Annotated in this window: 16 protein-coding genes; 15 read left to right on the plus strand and 1 reads right to left on the minus strand. The window is 41.8% G+C overall.

Annotated features, from left to right (window positions below):
* Window positions 1–5: 5 nt before the first annotated feature.
* From K1I80_RS02320 to K1I80_RS02365, 10 genes are all read left to right on the plus strand, one after another.
* Complete coding sequence (locus K1I80_RS02320) at window positions 6–3,551, plus strand: pneumococcal-type histidine triad protein (protein WP_223313026.1); 3,546 nt, start codon at window positions 6–8, stop codon at window positions 3,549–3,551.
* 151 nt (window positions 3,552–3,702) lie between these two features.
* Complete coding sequence (locus tag K1I80_RS02325; protein ID WP_223313025.1) at window positions 3,703–4,230, plus strand: hypothetical protein; 528 nt, start codon at window positions 3,703–3,705, stop codon at window positions 4,228–4,230.
* A 108-nt stretch (window positions 4,231–4,338) separates the two neighbouring features.
* Window positions 4,339–4,938, plus strand: coding sequence for a hypothetical protein (locus K1I80_RS02330; protein ID WP_223313024.1), 600 nt, complete (start codon window positions 4,339–4,341; stop codon window positions 4,936–4,938).
* A 234-nt stretch (window positions 4,939–5,172) separates the two neighbouring features.
* On the plus strand, window positions 5,173–5,295 hold the full coding sequence (locus K1I80_RS02335) for a GH-E family nuclease (RefSeq protein ID WP_111680930.1): 123 nt from the start codon (window positions 5,173–5,175) through the stop codon (window positions 5,293–5,295).
* Between the two features lie 8 nt (window positions 5,296–5,303).
* Window positions 5,304–5,849, plus strand: a complete 546-nt coding sequence (locus K1I80_RS02340) for an ankyrin repeat domain-containing protein (protein ID WP_223313023.1) — start codon at window positions 5,304–5,306, stop codon at window positions 5,847–5,849.
* Window positions 5,836–6,375, plus strand: a complete 540-nt coding sequence (locus K1I80_RS02345; protein ID WP_223313022.1) for an ankyrin repeat domain-containing protein — start codon at window positions 5,836–5,838, stop codon at window positions 6,373–6,375. The genes K1I80_RS02340 and K1I80_RS02345 overlap by 14 nt, the downstream gene beginning before the upstream one ends.
* A gap of 97 nt (window positions 6,376–6,472) precedes the next feature.
* Window positions 6,473–6,949: a hypothetical protein gene (locus K1I80_RS02350; RefSeq protein ID WP_223313021.1), complete on the plus strand. Its 477-nt coding sequence runs from the start codon at window positions 6,473–6,475 to the stop codon at window positions 6,947–6,949.
* A 42-nt stretch (window positions 6,950–6,991) separates the two neighbouring features.
* On the plus strand, window positions 6,992–7,738 hold the full coding sequence (locus tag K1I80_RS02355) for a PoNe immunity protein domain-containing protein (RefSeq protein WP_223313020.1): 747 nt from the start codon (window positions 6,992–6,994) through the stop codon (window positions 7,736–7,738).
* Window positions 7,739–7,785: 47 nt separating this feature from the next.
* Window positions 7,786–8,214 carry a hypothetical protein gene (locus K1I80_RS02360; RefSeq protein ID WP_223313019.1) on the plus strand — a complete coding sequence of 143 codons (429 nt, stop codon included), beginning with the start codon at window positions 7,786–7,788 and terminating at the stop codon, window positions 8,212–8,214.
* An 84-nt stretch (window positions 8,215–8,298) separates the two neighbouring features.
* The gene (locus tag K1I80_RS02365) at window positions 8,299–8,958 is read left to right on the plus strand and encodes a DUF6572 domain-containing protein (RefSeq protein WP_223313018.1); all 660 of its coding nucleotides are present in this window, start codon (window positions 8,299–8,301) and stop codon (window positions 8,956–8,958) included.
* 45 nt (window positions 8,959–9,003) lie between these two features.
* Here the strand turns inward: K1I80_RS02365 and pepT are convergent, their stop codons facing one another.
* Window positions 9,004–10,227, minus strand: a complete 1,224-nt coding sequence (gene pepT, locus K1I80_RS02370; RefSeq protein WP_223313017.1) for a peptidase T — start codon at window positions 10,225–10,227, stop codon at window positions 9,004–9,006.
* A 138-nt stretch (window positions 10,228–10,365) separates the two neighbouring features.
* On the opposite strand from pepT, the gene K1I80_RS02375 reads away from it, so the two are divergent.
* From K1I80_RS02375 to hemH, 5 genes are all read left to right on the plus strand, one after another.
* A complete protein-coding gene (locus K1I80_RS02375) occupies window positions 10,366–11,136 on the plus strand; it encodes an SDR family NAD(P)-dependent oxidoreductase (RefSeq protein ID WP_223313016.1) in 771 nt (256 codons plus the stop codon).
* Between the two features lie 2 nt (window positions 11,137–11,138).
* The gene (locus K1I80_RS02380) at window positions 11,139–12,281 is read left to right on the plus strand and encodes a glycosyltransferase (protein ID WP_223313015.1); all 1,143 of its coding nucleotides are present in this window, start codon (window positions 11,139–11,141) and stop codon (window positions 12,279–12,281) included.
* On the plus strand, window positions 12,274–12,921 hold the full coding sequence (locus K1I80_RS02385; protein WP_223313014.1) for a hypothetical protein: 648 nt from the start codon (window positions 12,274–12,276) through the stop codon (window positions 12,919–12,921). The genes K1I80_RS02380 and K1I80_RS02385 overlap by 8 nt, the downstream gene beginning before the upstream one ends.
* On the plus strand, window positions 12,890–14,173 hold the full coding sequence (locus K1I80_RS02390) for a glycosyltransferase (protein ID WP_223313013.1): 1,284 nt from the start codon (window positions 12,890–12,892) through the stop codon (window positions 14,171–14,173). The genes K1I80_RS02385 and K1I80_RS02390 overlap by 32 nt, the downstream gene beginning before the upstream one ends.
* A 195-nt stretch (window positions 14,174–14,368) precedes the next feature.
* Complete coding sequence (gene hemH, locus K1I80_RS02395) at window positions 14,369–15,463, plus strand: ferrochelatase (protein ID WP_223313012.1); 1,095 nt, start codon at window positions 14,369–14,371, stop codon at window positions 15,461–15,463.
* The last annotated feature ends 1 nt before the right edge of the window (window position 15,464 follow it).

The following is a 15,464-nucleotide window of genomic DNA, read 5'->3' on the forward strand; positions in this document are numbered from 1 at the left end:
CAACCATGAAAAAGAAATATTTCCTTGCTTCAGCTGCTGTATTAGCTCTTGGTCTAGGAACTTACGGGCTTATCCAATGGCAAGCTCAGCCTCGAACTCAGACCAAAGATAACAAAGTAGCCTATATTGAGGACAAGACTTCCGGCGACAAGACGGATAAAAATTTGACACCTGACCAAATCAATGATGAGGAAGGTATTGAAGCAGAGCAAATCGTTGTCAAAATCACAGATCAGGGCTATGTCACTTCTCATGGAGACCATTATCATTACTTTGACGGAAAGGTGCCTTTTGATGCCATTATCAGCGAAGAGTTGATTATCCGAGATCCTAACTACACGCTGCAGGAAGCAGATATTATCAATGAGGTCAAGGATGGTTATATCATCAAGGTGGAGGGGAAGTATTATCTCTACCTCAAGGATGCCAAGCATACCAGTAATGTCCGCTCGGTGGATGAGATTGCGCGGCAGAAGAAGCTGCATAAGACCAAGGAAGAAGGCGATAGCGGCAAATCTTCCACTACAAAATCAAGCAGGATTCGCGATTTCAGCCAGCCCAGCAAGTCCCTAGCTGCGGGAAAGACGGCCGCAGACCTTGCAGGAGTTTCTTATCAAGGCCAAGGGGGATACAGGACGGATGATGGTTATACGTTCAGTCCCTCTGACGTCATCGAGGATACTGGCGATGCATTTATCGTGCCACATGGCGGGCATTTTCACTATATTCCCAAGAGCGACTTGTCGCCAGCAGAATTGGCTGCGGCTCAGAGCTACTGGAATAGCAGGCAGGCTGGCGGAAGGGTGAATACGCCTGACTACGGCAGGGCAATAACTTCTTCCAACACATGGAATCAAAATAGTGCTATCAATCAGGGTGGGCCAGTCTCAAATCCGTCTCCACAACTACCAAATCATTCAAAGATTGAGCAGCCAAGTCCTGGCTTAGCGGTTACTCAGCCGAGTCCATCCAATCCGCTTCAGCCGTCTCAACCATCTCAGCCATCCATATCAAGTCTGCTGCAGCAACTCTATGCCCTGTCTCAGTCTCAGCGCTACCATGAAGGGGACGGCGTGGTGTTTGACCCGCTGAAAATCAGCCGTCGGACAGACAAAGGGGTTGTTATACCCCACGGAGACCACCATCATTTCATTCCTTATGACAAGCTGTCGGACTTAGAAGCGAAGATTGCCCGCTTGATTCCTATTGGCTATACTTACGAGCCGCTAGGAAATCCTCTGCAAGCTTTGAAGCCTCAGCTACCGTCACAGCCTGAACACGACCATGGTTTTCATGCGGAGGCTGTCATTGGTAAGGACGAACAAGGCTACATGGTATCGCACGGAGACCATGCTCATTATTTTTACAAGAAAGACTTGACTGCTGAACAGATTCAAGCAGCGGAGCAGGTCTTGGCCAAGCAGCAGCCAGCAAAACCTTCTGCAGCAGTCAATGACGCTGAACGCTATTCACGCGATGCCAGCGATGAGGAAAAGATTGCTTATATCTGCCAGACCTATGGCGTGCCCAAGGAAGCGGTTCGCATCTCAAATGGCTTCTTTGTCTTTAATAACCCTGACCAAGCCTACGATCCGACTCATATCCACCCCTATGCTGTCCGCAAGGAGCATGTCCGCATTCCTCTGGTAACGGGAAATGCAGAGCTGGACTTCATGAATGAGCTCTACACAACAGCCTTGCGCTCAGGTCTTTCGCCTTACAGTCTGCAGGTAGAAGATGGTCAGTTTGTCATTCCTCATGGCGACCACAATCACTATATCAAGATCCAGTCCAAGGGCGCAGCAGAAGCCTTGAAAAATCGTCTGCCTCAGATTCAATCTAAGTATGAGCAGGGCGATTATGATGAGGCCGCTATTTTGCAAAAAGTAGAAAGGCTAAAAGCGGACAGTCAGCGTCTCTATGCTAATGATCCTCTTATGCAGCGGCGGATTGAGCTTGCTTTGGGGCAGTTCGTGGAAACCATGAAGAAGCTGCCAAGCAACTCAACAGCTGGTTATCTGAACAGTCTGGATAACTTTGATAAGCAGTTTATCCATGTGGATCAGACGGTCAAGCCAATCCAAGAGACCGAGCTAGACAAGACCTATCAAGGGCTTTTGGAGAGAATGAACCGGCTTGATACGGATAGCTATGGGCTGAAGAAAGCTGACTTGCTGCAGCGTCTGCAAAATGCTTATGCCGGCCAGAATCAAGCTGAAATGGCAGAGCTAGGACAATTACTATCAGCTTTAGAAGATTATCATGATCGGACAGGCGTCACAGCGGTTGATTATATTCGCTATTTCTACCAAGCATTAGAGGATGGGCGCTTGAGCCCTGAGCTGCGCAGAAAAGCAGCTGGGCTGACCTTGACTCTCTATAAGTCTCAAGCTTTTATAGAAGCGACCAATCTCCAGCAGCTTTTCCCCGCCCTCTATCAGACTAAGAAAGAGATTGCATCGGCCCTTGCTAGCGGTCAGCCTTCTCCGTCCTCTGAAAAGACAGAGTTGGATCAGGGAGAGCCCGATCAGCCAACCTATAAGGCCATGATTTATGACTTTTTGAAGGGTATTTATGATGATTTTGGCACCTCGGATGAGAGTGAGAAGAGTGCTCAAGCCCTTGTCTTCCTTGGAAAAGCTCAGGAACTGCTTGGAGAAGTAAAGGACCAAAACAGCCGGGCAGACTATGCAGCTAGAATCTTGGAATTAGGTAAGGAGTTAAAGAGCAGCAGCTCAGATAAGCAAGCTCTGCTGGCAGCCAGTCAGAAGCTTTTGGATCAGATGAGCCGGACCATTGCCGGACAAAAGGAAGAGCCAGCTAATACGGAAAATCAGGAAGTTTATCAACAGCTTTATAATCTGCTCATGTCTATTCATCAGTATTTGGAAAAGAATCAAGGAAGTGAGCAGCAATACCAGCAGCTGGACCAGCTTTTTGATAAGCTTGGACAGAGAGCTACTGACAAGAAAGAGCTGCTTAAGGAAATCCTGGCCTTCCAGCAGTCACTCGTCCATCCTGAGGGGGCAAACGAGTCTGATTCTCAGCATAGGGAAGATGATGACTATCACTTTAATCTGCAGGATATGGTCGGAGCGGATGAGCAAGGCTATCGGGTAGCCCATCTGGATCACGAGCATTATATCTACAAGAAAGACTTGTCAGAAGCTGAACGTCAAGCAGCAGATGCCCATGCGGTGCAAAAAGGCTTCCTGAAAGCACAGGCTGAACAGCCTACTTCTGGTCAGCCAGCAAGCAGCAGTGCTCCAGAAACTGCGCAAACTGGCAATCTACCTTCCGAATCTGCCACTAGAGAAGCAGCTCAAAACCAATCTGACAAACCAGCAGAAGCTTCGACAGCTGCAAACCCAACTGGTCAATCAAGCTTAGCAGCGAGTTTTGGAATGACAGAGGAAGCATTCAACCAGAAATTGCAGGAGCTTTCTCAGCTCTACGGTGTCGGCCCAGAGACTTTCAGCTATAATCCAGCAACCAGAAGCATCAGCTTTACAGGAGCTGACGGCCAGCTGAAAACTGTTCAGATTAGCTAAGCTTACATTTTGATGTAAAACAACAATAAAACGAATGATGAAGACTAAGCCAAGTTAAAAACCATCATTCGTTTTTGATTTTCACAACCCTATACTTATTTGATTGATATTGTGTTAAAATAAACAGAGACTGATAGATGAAAGGATTATCATGACAGACAAAGACTTACTCATCAAAAAATATCTTAGAGCAAAAAAAGAAGCTATTTATAGCCGCGTTATATTTTTGCTAACGGCCGTTATAGGAGCTATTCTATCCTTTATTTTAATTCATTCAGGATCTAGGAATCTAATCTTTGAAAATATTTCAATTGGCTTAGTTGTGTTTGCAGGTATTTTTATATCAAGGCCGTATTGGACAAAAAAGAAACAATACGAGAATCAGTATCCAGAATTGAAAGGAATGCCTACAAGAGGTGCTGAAGCTTCTGGGAATTTTTTGGGAAAACATCTGATTGTATATCCAGCCATTCTTGTTTATATGGTTTGGGCCTTTTTCGCTTATTATCATCCTGTTCAAAATCAGGAAATAGTAGATATTGATCTTCCGGCAATTAGTACAGAAACTGAGTATAGTTTGGATTTTCCAAAATCAGATAGTTCAGCCAGCACTGGAGACAGTCAAGGAGACAATCAATCAGATGCTTCGTCGGTCAGACAAGACGAAAGTGGAGAGTAGACATATATAAACTTATAATTTGAAAGTTGGGTCAAGGTATTGATTACTAAAAAATTTAAAAATATTTAAATAGTGAAATTTGAATCATAAAAAAGAAACGAGAGAAAAATGAACAAAGAAGAATATTTGATTTTAAAGAAAGAAGCGAAGATTCGCTTGCTCTTCATTATACTGCTTGTGATTTTAGGAGCTGTTTTATCGCTTGTTATGATTGCAAATCATTCTCCATATCATAGTTTTATGTCTATTTTTACAATTACGATGTTTGGACTTAATTTTGGGTTTCTATTTCCTTGTTGGCAACGCAAAAAAGCAATCGAAGCTGAGCATCCTGATTGGAAGAAAATTAAGGGAAAAGACATAAAGATTTTAGGCGAAAATCTTTTAAAATCTGTTTCGATATTTCTTGGCACGGGGCTTGTTCTCATTGTTTCTTTCTTTTCGCTTTATAGGCCAGTTGTGACAAAGCCATTTATTATCATTGATCCTAAAGTATATGATAGCATTGAGAATCAGGAGCCAGCCCAATCCTCAACAGAGATATTAGAAGAATCGTCTGAACTGCAAAATACAGAAGATAAATCTTCCTCGAAAGCAGACAGCTCTACTAATAGTAAAATTCCGAATAGTAGTATGTTAAAGCAAGTTCAGAAGGAATTTCTCGAGGATTTACATAAACAGCGTGAGGAAGAAAATCAGAATAAATAATCAATAAGGATATAAAATGAATATGAGAAGAGATAATATATTTATAGAAGAAAAAATTAATGAACTAATTAAATTTAATGAAATCGGTTCTCTCTTTTGGATATAAAGAAAGATGAGTGCATGCTTATCAGAGTGATTTAAGGAAAGCGAATTCTTGCTTTCTTTTTATGCTCTTTGGGCCTTCATCTCTTGTATGGTATAATGAGATTTGACAATACTAGGACTGAGATTTAAATGAGATTTGTTAGATACAAAAATCGTGAAATTACTTTGCAGGGATTAAAGGACTTCCAATGTAATCCAAATCATTTTAGATTAGAAACACTTTCTGCTAATAGAAGTCATAAGTTTGAATAGGAGATAAGATGGATATTTTCGATATTGTTCAAGATGGGACATATAATGAGTTTATAGAAAGTTACAATGGAGACATAACACAAATTGATAAATATACAAAACTTAATTTGTTATGTACGGCTATGCTTAACGATAATTTACCGGAAGAGAAATTGAAAATTATTAAATATCTGCTGTCTGAGAAGGTAGAGGTAAATTTTTTGTCAAAAAAAGAAAACAGAAATGCTCTTCATTATTTCTTCCAAGCTAATTGGCGGCCTAAAATAGCGTATGCATACGAAGTAGTGAAATTACTCATTGAGGCGGGAATTGATGTAAATGCAGTTGACAAATTTGGTTCTATTCCGATGGCTTACTCAGTAACATTATTAAAATTAGCAACGGAAGAGTTAGAACCTCTATATAAGCTTTTACTAGAGGCTGGTTCGGATTATAAGTTAAAAAACAAATCTGGTAAATCGTGCCTAGACTATACGGAAGAATATTCTTGGAGAAGTAGTCTGCTTGATATTATCAATGACTATGAAGAAGGTAGGAATAATGAGAGTTTATGATTTAGAGTCGTCTATTAGAAATGCAGATTTAAAATCGTTTCAGAAATACTATAATGGAGAAATACATCAAGAATTTACAAATGATAATCTTTCCATGCTAGAGTTACTATTTACGGAATCTAGTAATTGTGGCAATAGAATGCAAATCGCAGAACATCTGATTCATCAAGGAATTGATGTGAACCATCAATCAAAAACTAAGAGCACCGCCCTTCATTTACTATTAGGATCTGCAAAAGCAAATTGGTCTGCTGATCCCCAATACCTCTTACAGGAAGCAGAATTATTTATAAAGAATGGAGCAGATGTGAATTTGAAGGATTCTCACGGTGGAACGCCTCTATCATATGCAATTGCGACATTAAAAGCTTCATCTGAGGAGTTACTTCCTTTATACAAAGTTCTTTTAAACGCTGGAGCATATGTAGATGAACGCTCTGGTGTACCTTCTTGTTTAGAGTTGACAAAAATTTTTCCTTGGAGAGCAGAATTACTTCCCTTGTTGGAAGATTTTCAGGGGAAATAAGAATGATTGAAACGATTTTACTACTTTAAATAATATTCTTTTTGATAAAGTTATTCGCTATATCACAATTAAATCGAAAGTAAAAAAGGTAGGCCACATGGTATTAAATAAAGAAAAAATTCAGGAAAATTTTGAGGAATTTATGTTTTACATTGATGATACCTTGGATTCAATAAAGCAAAAAGCTAGTAAGCAAGGTTATCATCTAGATATGAGTATAGAAAGCTTGAAGGATTTGGCTCAATTCGTTCGAGAGAACGATGTCAAAAATGATCCTGAAAATATTGACGATTTCTTTAATAGCTGGGTTTACCTTGGTGAGGTTTTTCGCTTACAAGCCAAAGGAGCCTACTGGACAGTTGGTGCTGAAAATCCGAAAAACTTAAATTATGGGTTAGAGTATTTGACGGGTTATAATACAATTGGTTCAGAATTTATTCCCTTATTAATTATGAATAGCTTTACTTTAAGTTCACCTGATAGGTTAAATAATAATTTTTTCTATGAATTAGTATTGAAACGTTTAAATCCTAAACCAATAAATCTAGATCATCTTCCGACAGAAGAGGGGTAAAATGAAATAAAGGTTGTTTGGCCTTAATAAAGGAGATATAAAATGGCAATACGAGATACTTTAAGTACAGAAAAGAATTATAAAGATGGCCTAATGTCAAATAAAGAGGCATTGCAGTATTTTCAAGAGAAATTAATAAAACTTCAAATTGATTTAGATAATGGAATCGAAAACTATAAGAAGCCAACAATAGAAGTGTATCATTCAACTTTAGCGACTATATTGTCTTATCAGAGAGATATTTTATTTGCAACTTATTCTAGTGGGGCTTCTTTGTCAGATTTTAAAGAGGAATATATCTCATTTGTGGCTTGTTTAGTTCCAGTTTGGCATAAGGAATGTGGATATGAACAAATGGTATGGGCGCTTTCTATTGGTATCTTGTTAGAGGTTGATGAAGAGATTTTTAACCAGTTAGTTGATTTGGTAAAAAAGGATGATCCAGAGGATTATTTGATTGACTACCTGATTCAATATCGTCATCCAGCTTGGAAGATTCGGATTAATTATAATTTTCCAAGACCCTATGGCTTTACTAGGAAAATTATTGAAGAAGAGAATTCTGAACAGACACTTAAACTGTTGCAAGAATATTTGACTAAGAAATGGTATCAAGGGAGCAGAGATACAGGATGGTATGATTTGCATAAGCAGAATGTCAAAAATCATGTAGGTTATTGGTCTTTTGAATCAGGTGCTATCTGCAAAATCAAGGGATTGGATTACAAGGAGTTGGAAGGTATTCACTATTTCCCTTACGATTTGATTGCGGAAAGGGCTGAAGTTTAGAGTATTTTAATTTAACTAATAATAAAGGTATTTGAATAGGTGTTTATATGACAACAGAAATTCAACAATACAAAAATTGTACGATATTAAAAAACAACAATGATTATCAGATTTTGTGGAGTAGAGGGAAAGAAGTGCTTAACTTTCCCATTAGTCAAGAATTAGCAGAATGTGTTTCAAAATCAGAAAAAGATTCTTTAGAAGTAATGTTTTATTGTGAACATCATCGCTGGCCTAAAGCAGATGAGTTAGAAGACTATAATCAATCGGATACGATTGTACATAGAGGTAACGGATTTATTGTATATGAGACAGACGGCTATTACGAAATTAGCTTCTTTAAAGAAATTGGCGGGGCTATGGGTCCAGAAGTTCGCTATCCTATTACTAAAGAACTGATGGATAAAGCATTTGAATCCTCTAGAGGAGCATATGAAGTTATGATTTATGCTGAAACAGGGCACTGGCCTTTATAGTAAGCTGGACTACATCATAAGAACAGCCAATAAATAGGGAATAAACAATTAGTAGATATTTGGTAAACGACAAAGGAGATAAGAGTGGAATCAATTTATGTAAGTCAAAAAGACATGTTGGAAATCTGTCAAGATGGTGATAAGTATTTCTTGCGTTACCCAACTTTTAATATTACTTATCCAGAAGTGATTAGAGAAATTCCCAAAGAAGCTGCAGATAGTTACATGTCGGGAGAACATACTGGCAAAGAGTTGATGAATTATACGCAGTATGGTTTTTGGAAATCTAAAAAGCAATTTACACAAGAAGAGTCGGACAAAATCTTTATACGAAATAATCCCGATTTAATTTTTAATGATTTATCTGATAATAAAAAAATATTTTCTCCTGAAGAATTTAGACAACTCGCCACTCAAGCCATCTCTTCAGAACTCAAGCCAACTGAACTTGACGCTATTGGTACAGTTGATAATCATTTGGAGCTTCTTCTAGTGGATCCAGTTGACTGGCAGGAAGAAATAGAGGCAGTCCATCTGGAAATTCTGCAGGAAAAACTCAATAACTATATCTACTTCCTTGAAAGCAAGCAGTATGTGGAGCGATATAGTGATAAGTTTGACAAAAAAGTCATCCATATCACATTCCAGTATTCTCCATCTGACAACGGTTTGGCCTTTCTCGCTGCTGTTCAGAAAGTATTGCAACCCACAGATATGAGTTTGAAGGTAGAATTGCCGGAGTGAGAAAAAACCACAGAAATTCTTCGCGAACTTCTGTGGTTTTGTTTTTTACTCTTGATAGGAAACAATGCCGATGATGGTATCGACAGCGCGTTCCATGGTTTCTAGGCTGACATATTCGAAGCGGCCGTGCATGTTCTCGCCACCGGCAAAGAGGTTAGGTGTCGGGATGCCCATAAAGGAAATTTTAGAGCCGTCTGTTCCTCCACGGATAGGCTCAATAATAGGCTGGATGTCCAGACTTTCCATGACTGCCTTGGCGATATGGATAGGTGTCATGTCTTTTTCAATGACCTGCTTCATGTTGTAATACTGGTCTTTGAGGGTCAAGATGACGCGCTCGCTGCCTAGCTCTTGGTTCATCTTTTCAGAAATAGCCTGCATAGCAGCTTTGCGATTTTCAAAAGCCTCTGTCTCAAAGTCGCGGATAATGTAGCTAGCTTGAGCCTCTTCGACTGTACCAGTCAGGTTCATCAGGTGGTAGAAGCCTTGGTAGCCCTCGGTCTTCTCTGGTCGGTCGGCTTCTGGCAGCTGATTGTGGAAGTCAATAGCCAGCTGGAGAGCATTGACCATCTGGTCTTTAGCAGTTCCCGGATGGACATTGCGGCCTTGGAAGGTCAGTTCTGCTCCAGCAGCGCTAAAGGTTTCGTACTGGAGTTCCCCTAGTGGTCCGCCGTCCACTGTGTAGGCAAAGTCCACATCGAAGTCCTCAGCGTCAAACTTATCAGCACCGACGCCGATTTCCTCATCTGGTCCAAAGCCAACTCGAATTTCTCCATGCTTGATTTCTGGATGGGCAGACAGATATTCAATAGCAGTCATGATTTCAGCAATACCTGACTTGTCATCTGCTCCCAAAAGAGTTGTTCCGTCAGTCGTAATTAAGGTTTGACCCTTGTATTTATGGAGACTGGAAAAGTCCGCAGGATCTAGGTTAAAGCCGGATTGCCCTAGCGGAATCACACCGCCGTCATAATTTTCAATGACCTGTGGCTGGATGTTCTCTGCGTTGAAGTCTGCCGTATCCATATGGGAAATAAAGCCAATCTTGCGGGTAAAGCTAGGGTCGTTGGCTGGCAGAGTTCCAATCGCAAATCCGTTGGGCAGGTAGTAGACATTTTCCAAGCCAACCCTCTTCATCTCAGGGATGAGGACATTGTTGGCAAAGTCCACCTGACTCTGGGTGCTGGGTGTAGTAGTAGATGTCTCGTCTGAGCGCGTGTTGACCTTGACATATGTCAGGAAACGCTCTAAAAGATTAGGATATTTCATAAATGCTCCTTTTTCATTTCATTTAAATCTATTTTAGCATATTCAGGGGAGAGTGAGAAATGTTTTTCGTTTCTTGAGGGCAAAGGCAAAATCTAGCAATTAGTTTTATATCTTGTCAAAATCTGGTAAACTATATCTATGCAAATGGAAAAAACAATCAGCAAAGCTGTGATTTTGGGGGCTTCGGGAGGTATAGGTCGTCAGTTGGCTAGAGAACTGGCTCAAAGGACAGACCAGCTGGTCTTGGTTGGCAGAGATGAAGCTAAGCTCACTCAGTTGCAAGAGGACTTGTCTGGGGTTCAGGCCAAGCTTTCCTGCAGAGTTTTGGATTTGCTGGATGCGGCTGCTGTGGACGATTTTGCTCAGCAGCTAGAGGCAGATCTACTGATTAATTGCTGCGGTCTTGCTAGTTTTGGTCAAGCACTATCTCTTTCGGAAGCAGATGAAAAGGCCCTCTGGCAGGTCAATTACCAAGCGCCGATTCGACTGATCAAGCAAGTTGCGGAGCGCAATCGCAAGATAAGACTTGTCCAACTTTCCTCTCTGGCAGCGCTTTGTCCCCATCCTTATTTGGCAGCTTACAGCTCCAGTAAGGCCGCTTTGCAGACCTACTGTCTAGCCTTGCAAGAAGAGCTGCGCCTCAAAGGCTCTCAAATGACAGTTTGTCTTTATATACTGGGACCGGTTCGGACTGCCATCTTTCCTCCAGAGCTGCAGTATGCTTTAGGTGGTCGTCAGTTGCAGATGAGCCCGGAGATAGCAGCACGACGCATCATCGGACTGCTCCAGCAAGGCCGTTCCTATGCTATAGCGGGCAAGAGATATCGACTACTGGCTTGGCTCATGAAGCTACTTCCACAAAGATGGATTATCCGTTTGATTGGCGCTTATCTACGAAAGGGGCTTTAATCATGAAACATATTTTTTCCCTGCTGGCTGCTGCCTATTTGCTTCTCTTTATCTTGCGTTGGCTCTTGTCTTTGGCTTATTTGAAAAAAGGGCAGAGCTCTTCATCGGACTTTCAAGAGGAGCTTTATACGGTGGTCCAGCCCATCCTATCTGGTGATCCTCGTTTGGAAAATGATTTATTAGCCAATCTCCAACAGACTGAAGCAGTTGAGTTTTACTGGCTAATTGATCAGTCTGACCCAGAGGCGCAGCGAGTGGCTGACAAGATTTGTCAAAATCCTTCTTATGCCCAGCGCATTCGCATTTTTCTCATGGAGGATGTCCCCCAGGGGATTAATCCTAAGAGTTATAAGATTGAGCAGATTATAGATGAGCTGACTCGACCTTATTTGATTGTTCTCGACGACGACAGCGTCATTGATTTTTCAAAAATGGGAGAATTGACAGCTCATCTAGGTGAGAATGTTATTTTGACCGGTATTCCCTATAATCAGGAGCGAAGTAATTTCTGGTCCAAGCTAGTGGCAGCTTTTGTCAATGGAAATTCTTTCATTACCTATTTTACCATGGCAGAAGTCAAAGCAAATCACTCGATTAATGGAATGTTCTACATCCTGCCACTTGAACTGGCTAGGGAGCAGAAGCTCTTCAGTGCTATAAAAGATTATTTGTGTGATGATTTGGCTGTAGCGGATTTTCTGCGCAGCAAGGGAGTGGAGATTATCCAGACGCGGGTGACCTGTAATGTTCGGACTACTATCAAAGATGCCAAGCAATATCTGCTGCAGATGAAGCGTTGGCTGCTTTTTAGCTCTATCTATCTGAAGAAGCACTTGGACTGGAAGGTTATTATTTTAATTGTTCTTCCTAGTTTCCTGCCCCTTCCTGCCTTGCTCATTAGTTTCTTTCTTGGCTGGCCTTTTATGCTGCTGGCTTTGCTTTTACTCTTGATCAAGGCGGTTTGGATGCTGGCTTATCGTCGTCACATTCTATCCGGTCGGCCGCATCCTGATGAGGTCTTTTACGAAGTCCTGAATGATTTACTCTTGCCTTGGCTTTTCCTCTATGTCTTGCTCAGTCCGCGGGTGATTAACTGGCGGGGAAGGAAGATTCGAGTGACGGATGGGAAAATCCGCTATGAGTAAGATGAAGCAGTACTTGGATAAGTTGGATGCTCTGTCGCCAGACCAAACCATGTTGAAATCTAGCAAGGTCTTGCTTTTTCTCAGTGGCAGCAGTCATTTGGAATGCGCTAGTCTGACTGCAGGCCAGCTTGAGTTTCTTGAGCAGATTTGTCCATCGGATTTTTCAGTAGTGCCCAGTAATTTTCCGTTTAATCAGAGATTTGAACATGAGCGACAAACCCAAGTTTCTTTGTTGACAGCTTCCATTTCCAATATCCGTTACTATTGGCATACTCTCTACAATTCTCGCTTTCAGGAGGCTTTGCAGCGACATTTGTCTCCTTTACTAGATGCTGAGGAGGCTGTCATTATCTGCAAGAGCTCGGGGCTCAATATGCTGACCCAGTGGCTGGAGGGCTTGGGTGAGGAAAATCTGCCAATCAGACTGAGAGTGATTGCGCTGGGGCCTGTTTCGCGGAGACTCCTAAATCGTAAGGATATTGACTTGCTGGTCATTAAGGGAAAGAAGGATATTTACAGCAGATTTCTAGATAGCCATCCAGCTGATGTGATGGTGGATAGCAACCATTTTGATTATGAATACTGGGAAGATGTGAAAGGATTAGTTCATGACTGGATTAGAAAAAGTGATAAAGATTGATGTGATTAGTGTGCCATTTAGTGGCCACCTACTGCCTACTTTGACCTTAGTTAAGCCTCTGCTGACGGATCCGCGTTTTCGGATTCGGGTCATCACTGGCTGCCAAAAGAAAGAGCTAGTAGAGGAAATTGGTTTTGATTGTCTGGCCCTCTTTCCAGAAAGACCGACAGTGATGGAAGACATCGCCAATACTCCGCAGCAAAGCAATCCTCTAATTACCTATCAGCAGTTTCGAGCCAATTCTAGACTAATTCCAGAGGTTATAAACGAATTAAATCGAATTTGGCAAGAGGGCGGTAAACCGGATTTGGTCATAGCGGATTTTGTTGCTTCACCAGCAGGTCTGATTTCTGATCGCTTTGGTATCCCATGGGTAACCACGATTCCGAGTCCGGTTGCTATTGAGTGCCGGACGACAACTCCGACCTATTTAGGGGGCTGGAAACCTCATCAGGGTGTCTTGTACAAATTCAGAGATGCTTTAGGCAGGCAAGTTATTCGCTGTGGAAAGAAAATGGCCTTTGCTTTAGTTCGGAAGAGTTTGGGAGACTATCAAGATTTTAAACTCTATAGGGAAGACGGCACAGAAGCTATTTACTCGCCTTACTCTATCTTGGCTTTGGGCATGAAAGAGCTGGAGTTTCGAGATGATTTTCCTAAGCATCTTCGCTGGGTTGGCTACAAATGCCTGTCCTTTGATCGTCTGCCTACAGATCATGAGTCTTATTTTGAGACTGATAAGAAGCGGGTTTTAGTGACTTGCGGTACGCATTTGAAATGGGAGAAGGAGCGAATGGTGGAAAGAGCGAAAAAGCTGAGTCAGCTCTACCCAGATTACCTCTTTTACGTCACCTTGGGAGAAGCTAGTGGCTTGGAGAATCCTCCGCACAGACTGGCGGAAAACCTGCTGCTCTTTGACTATCTGCCCTATACAGATATTCTGGATAAGATAGATTTTGCAATTCACCATGCAGGGACAGGTATCATGATGGCCTGTATTGAGCAGGAGATTCCCAGTCTCATTTTGCCGCAGGATTATGACCAATTTGACAATGCCGTTCGTGCTGAGCTAGCCCAAGTAGGGCTGGTAGCTCGCAGAAAGACCGATGCAGAAGTGCTGCGCATTTTTAAGGAATTGACGAATCGCACGGACTGGTCTCAGTTGAAAATCCTTGCCCAGAAAAGTAAAGAATATCAGCCTACAGAGATTCTCTATCAGGAGCTGGGGCGCCTGCTCAAGCTTGATTTATAACTGGAGAATTCAACAAACTATTAAAGCATATCTCCAACATTAAAATATCTGAATTATTAAATTTCCCTATTCTTTTTAAGGAATAGGTTTTTTGGTCTATTCAAGTCTTTTTTAAGATGTTAAAATGAAAGTGATTACAAAAAAGTCATCGGAAAGTCAGCTTGGCTTTCTCTGAGTGACTGAAGAGGAAAGATAATGAAGAAAGCAATTCTAATGATGACTTTTGGCTCGCCAGAGGAGATTAGCTTTGAGGGAGTGGCTGAATTTTTTACCAATATTCGCCGCGGTGTCCGGCCGCAAGACCATGAGATTCAGACCCTCTATGATAACTATGTCCTCATTGGCGGAACGCCTCTGCAGCGTATCAGTCTAGAAGAGGTGGAAAAGGTTCGTCAGCGTTTCTCTGGCGAGTATGCGGTTTATTTTGCCAATAAATTCTCACGTCCTTTTATCCCTGATGTGATTAAGCAGATGGAAGAGGATGGTATTGAGGAATGTATCTGTTTGATTCTAGAGCCTCATTTTTCTTACTATTCTGTCATGGGTTATGAGAAGTTTATCCAGAGTGACTCCATCCGCTTTAATATCATTAAGGAATGGTATCAGGAAGAAGCTATTCTTGGTTATTGGGCAGAGGAGCTGAGAAAGATTCTTACAGAAGAGGTTGGAGAAGAGACCTTCAAGATTTTCTTTTCAGCCCACAGTGTGCCTATTCTGGCCTTGGATTTCGGAGATCCTTACATTGATCAGATTTATGACAATGCCCGCTTGATTGCTGAAAGATTAGGTCTGACAGAAGAGGATTATCTCAATGTTTGGCAAAGTGAGAGTGACATTGGACTCCCTTGGATCAAGCCTGACGTGCTGGACTACATGCGCCAGCAAGAAACACATCCGCAGCATTATATTTTTGTGCCGATTAGTTTTATCAGTGAGCATATAGAGGTCCTTTTTGACAATGACGTGGAGTGTAAGGAACTTTGCGAAGATTTGGGTGTTGCTTATCATAGACCGCCTATGCCCAATGCAGACGACCGTTTAATTGACGCCCTGATTCTAACTATCCGCCGCCATGAGCATGAACCCTTCAAAGAATGTTTTCCAGAAGAAGAGACCTTCGATGAATTACAGCCGTCGGAGGAGAGCAGCCAGATTCTTGCAGAGGATGCAGAGCTGAAAATGCCAGATTTCGTCAAGAAGCTGATTGAGAAAAAGGGGCGCGAGAATGTTAAGATGCCGTATTTTGTCAAGAAAATGCTGGAGAAAGCTGGAAAACTGCCCAAGAGTTGAT

Source organism: Streptococcus sanguinis (assembly GCF_019929225.1).
Classification (GTDB): domain Bacteria; phylum Bacillota; class Bacilli; order Lactobacillales; family Streptococcaceae; genus Streptococcus; species Streptococcus sanguinis_J.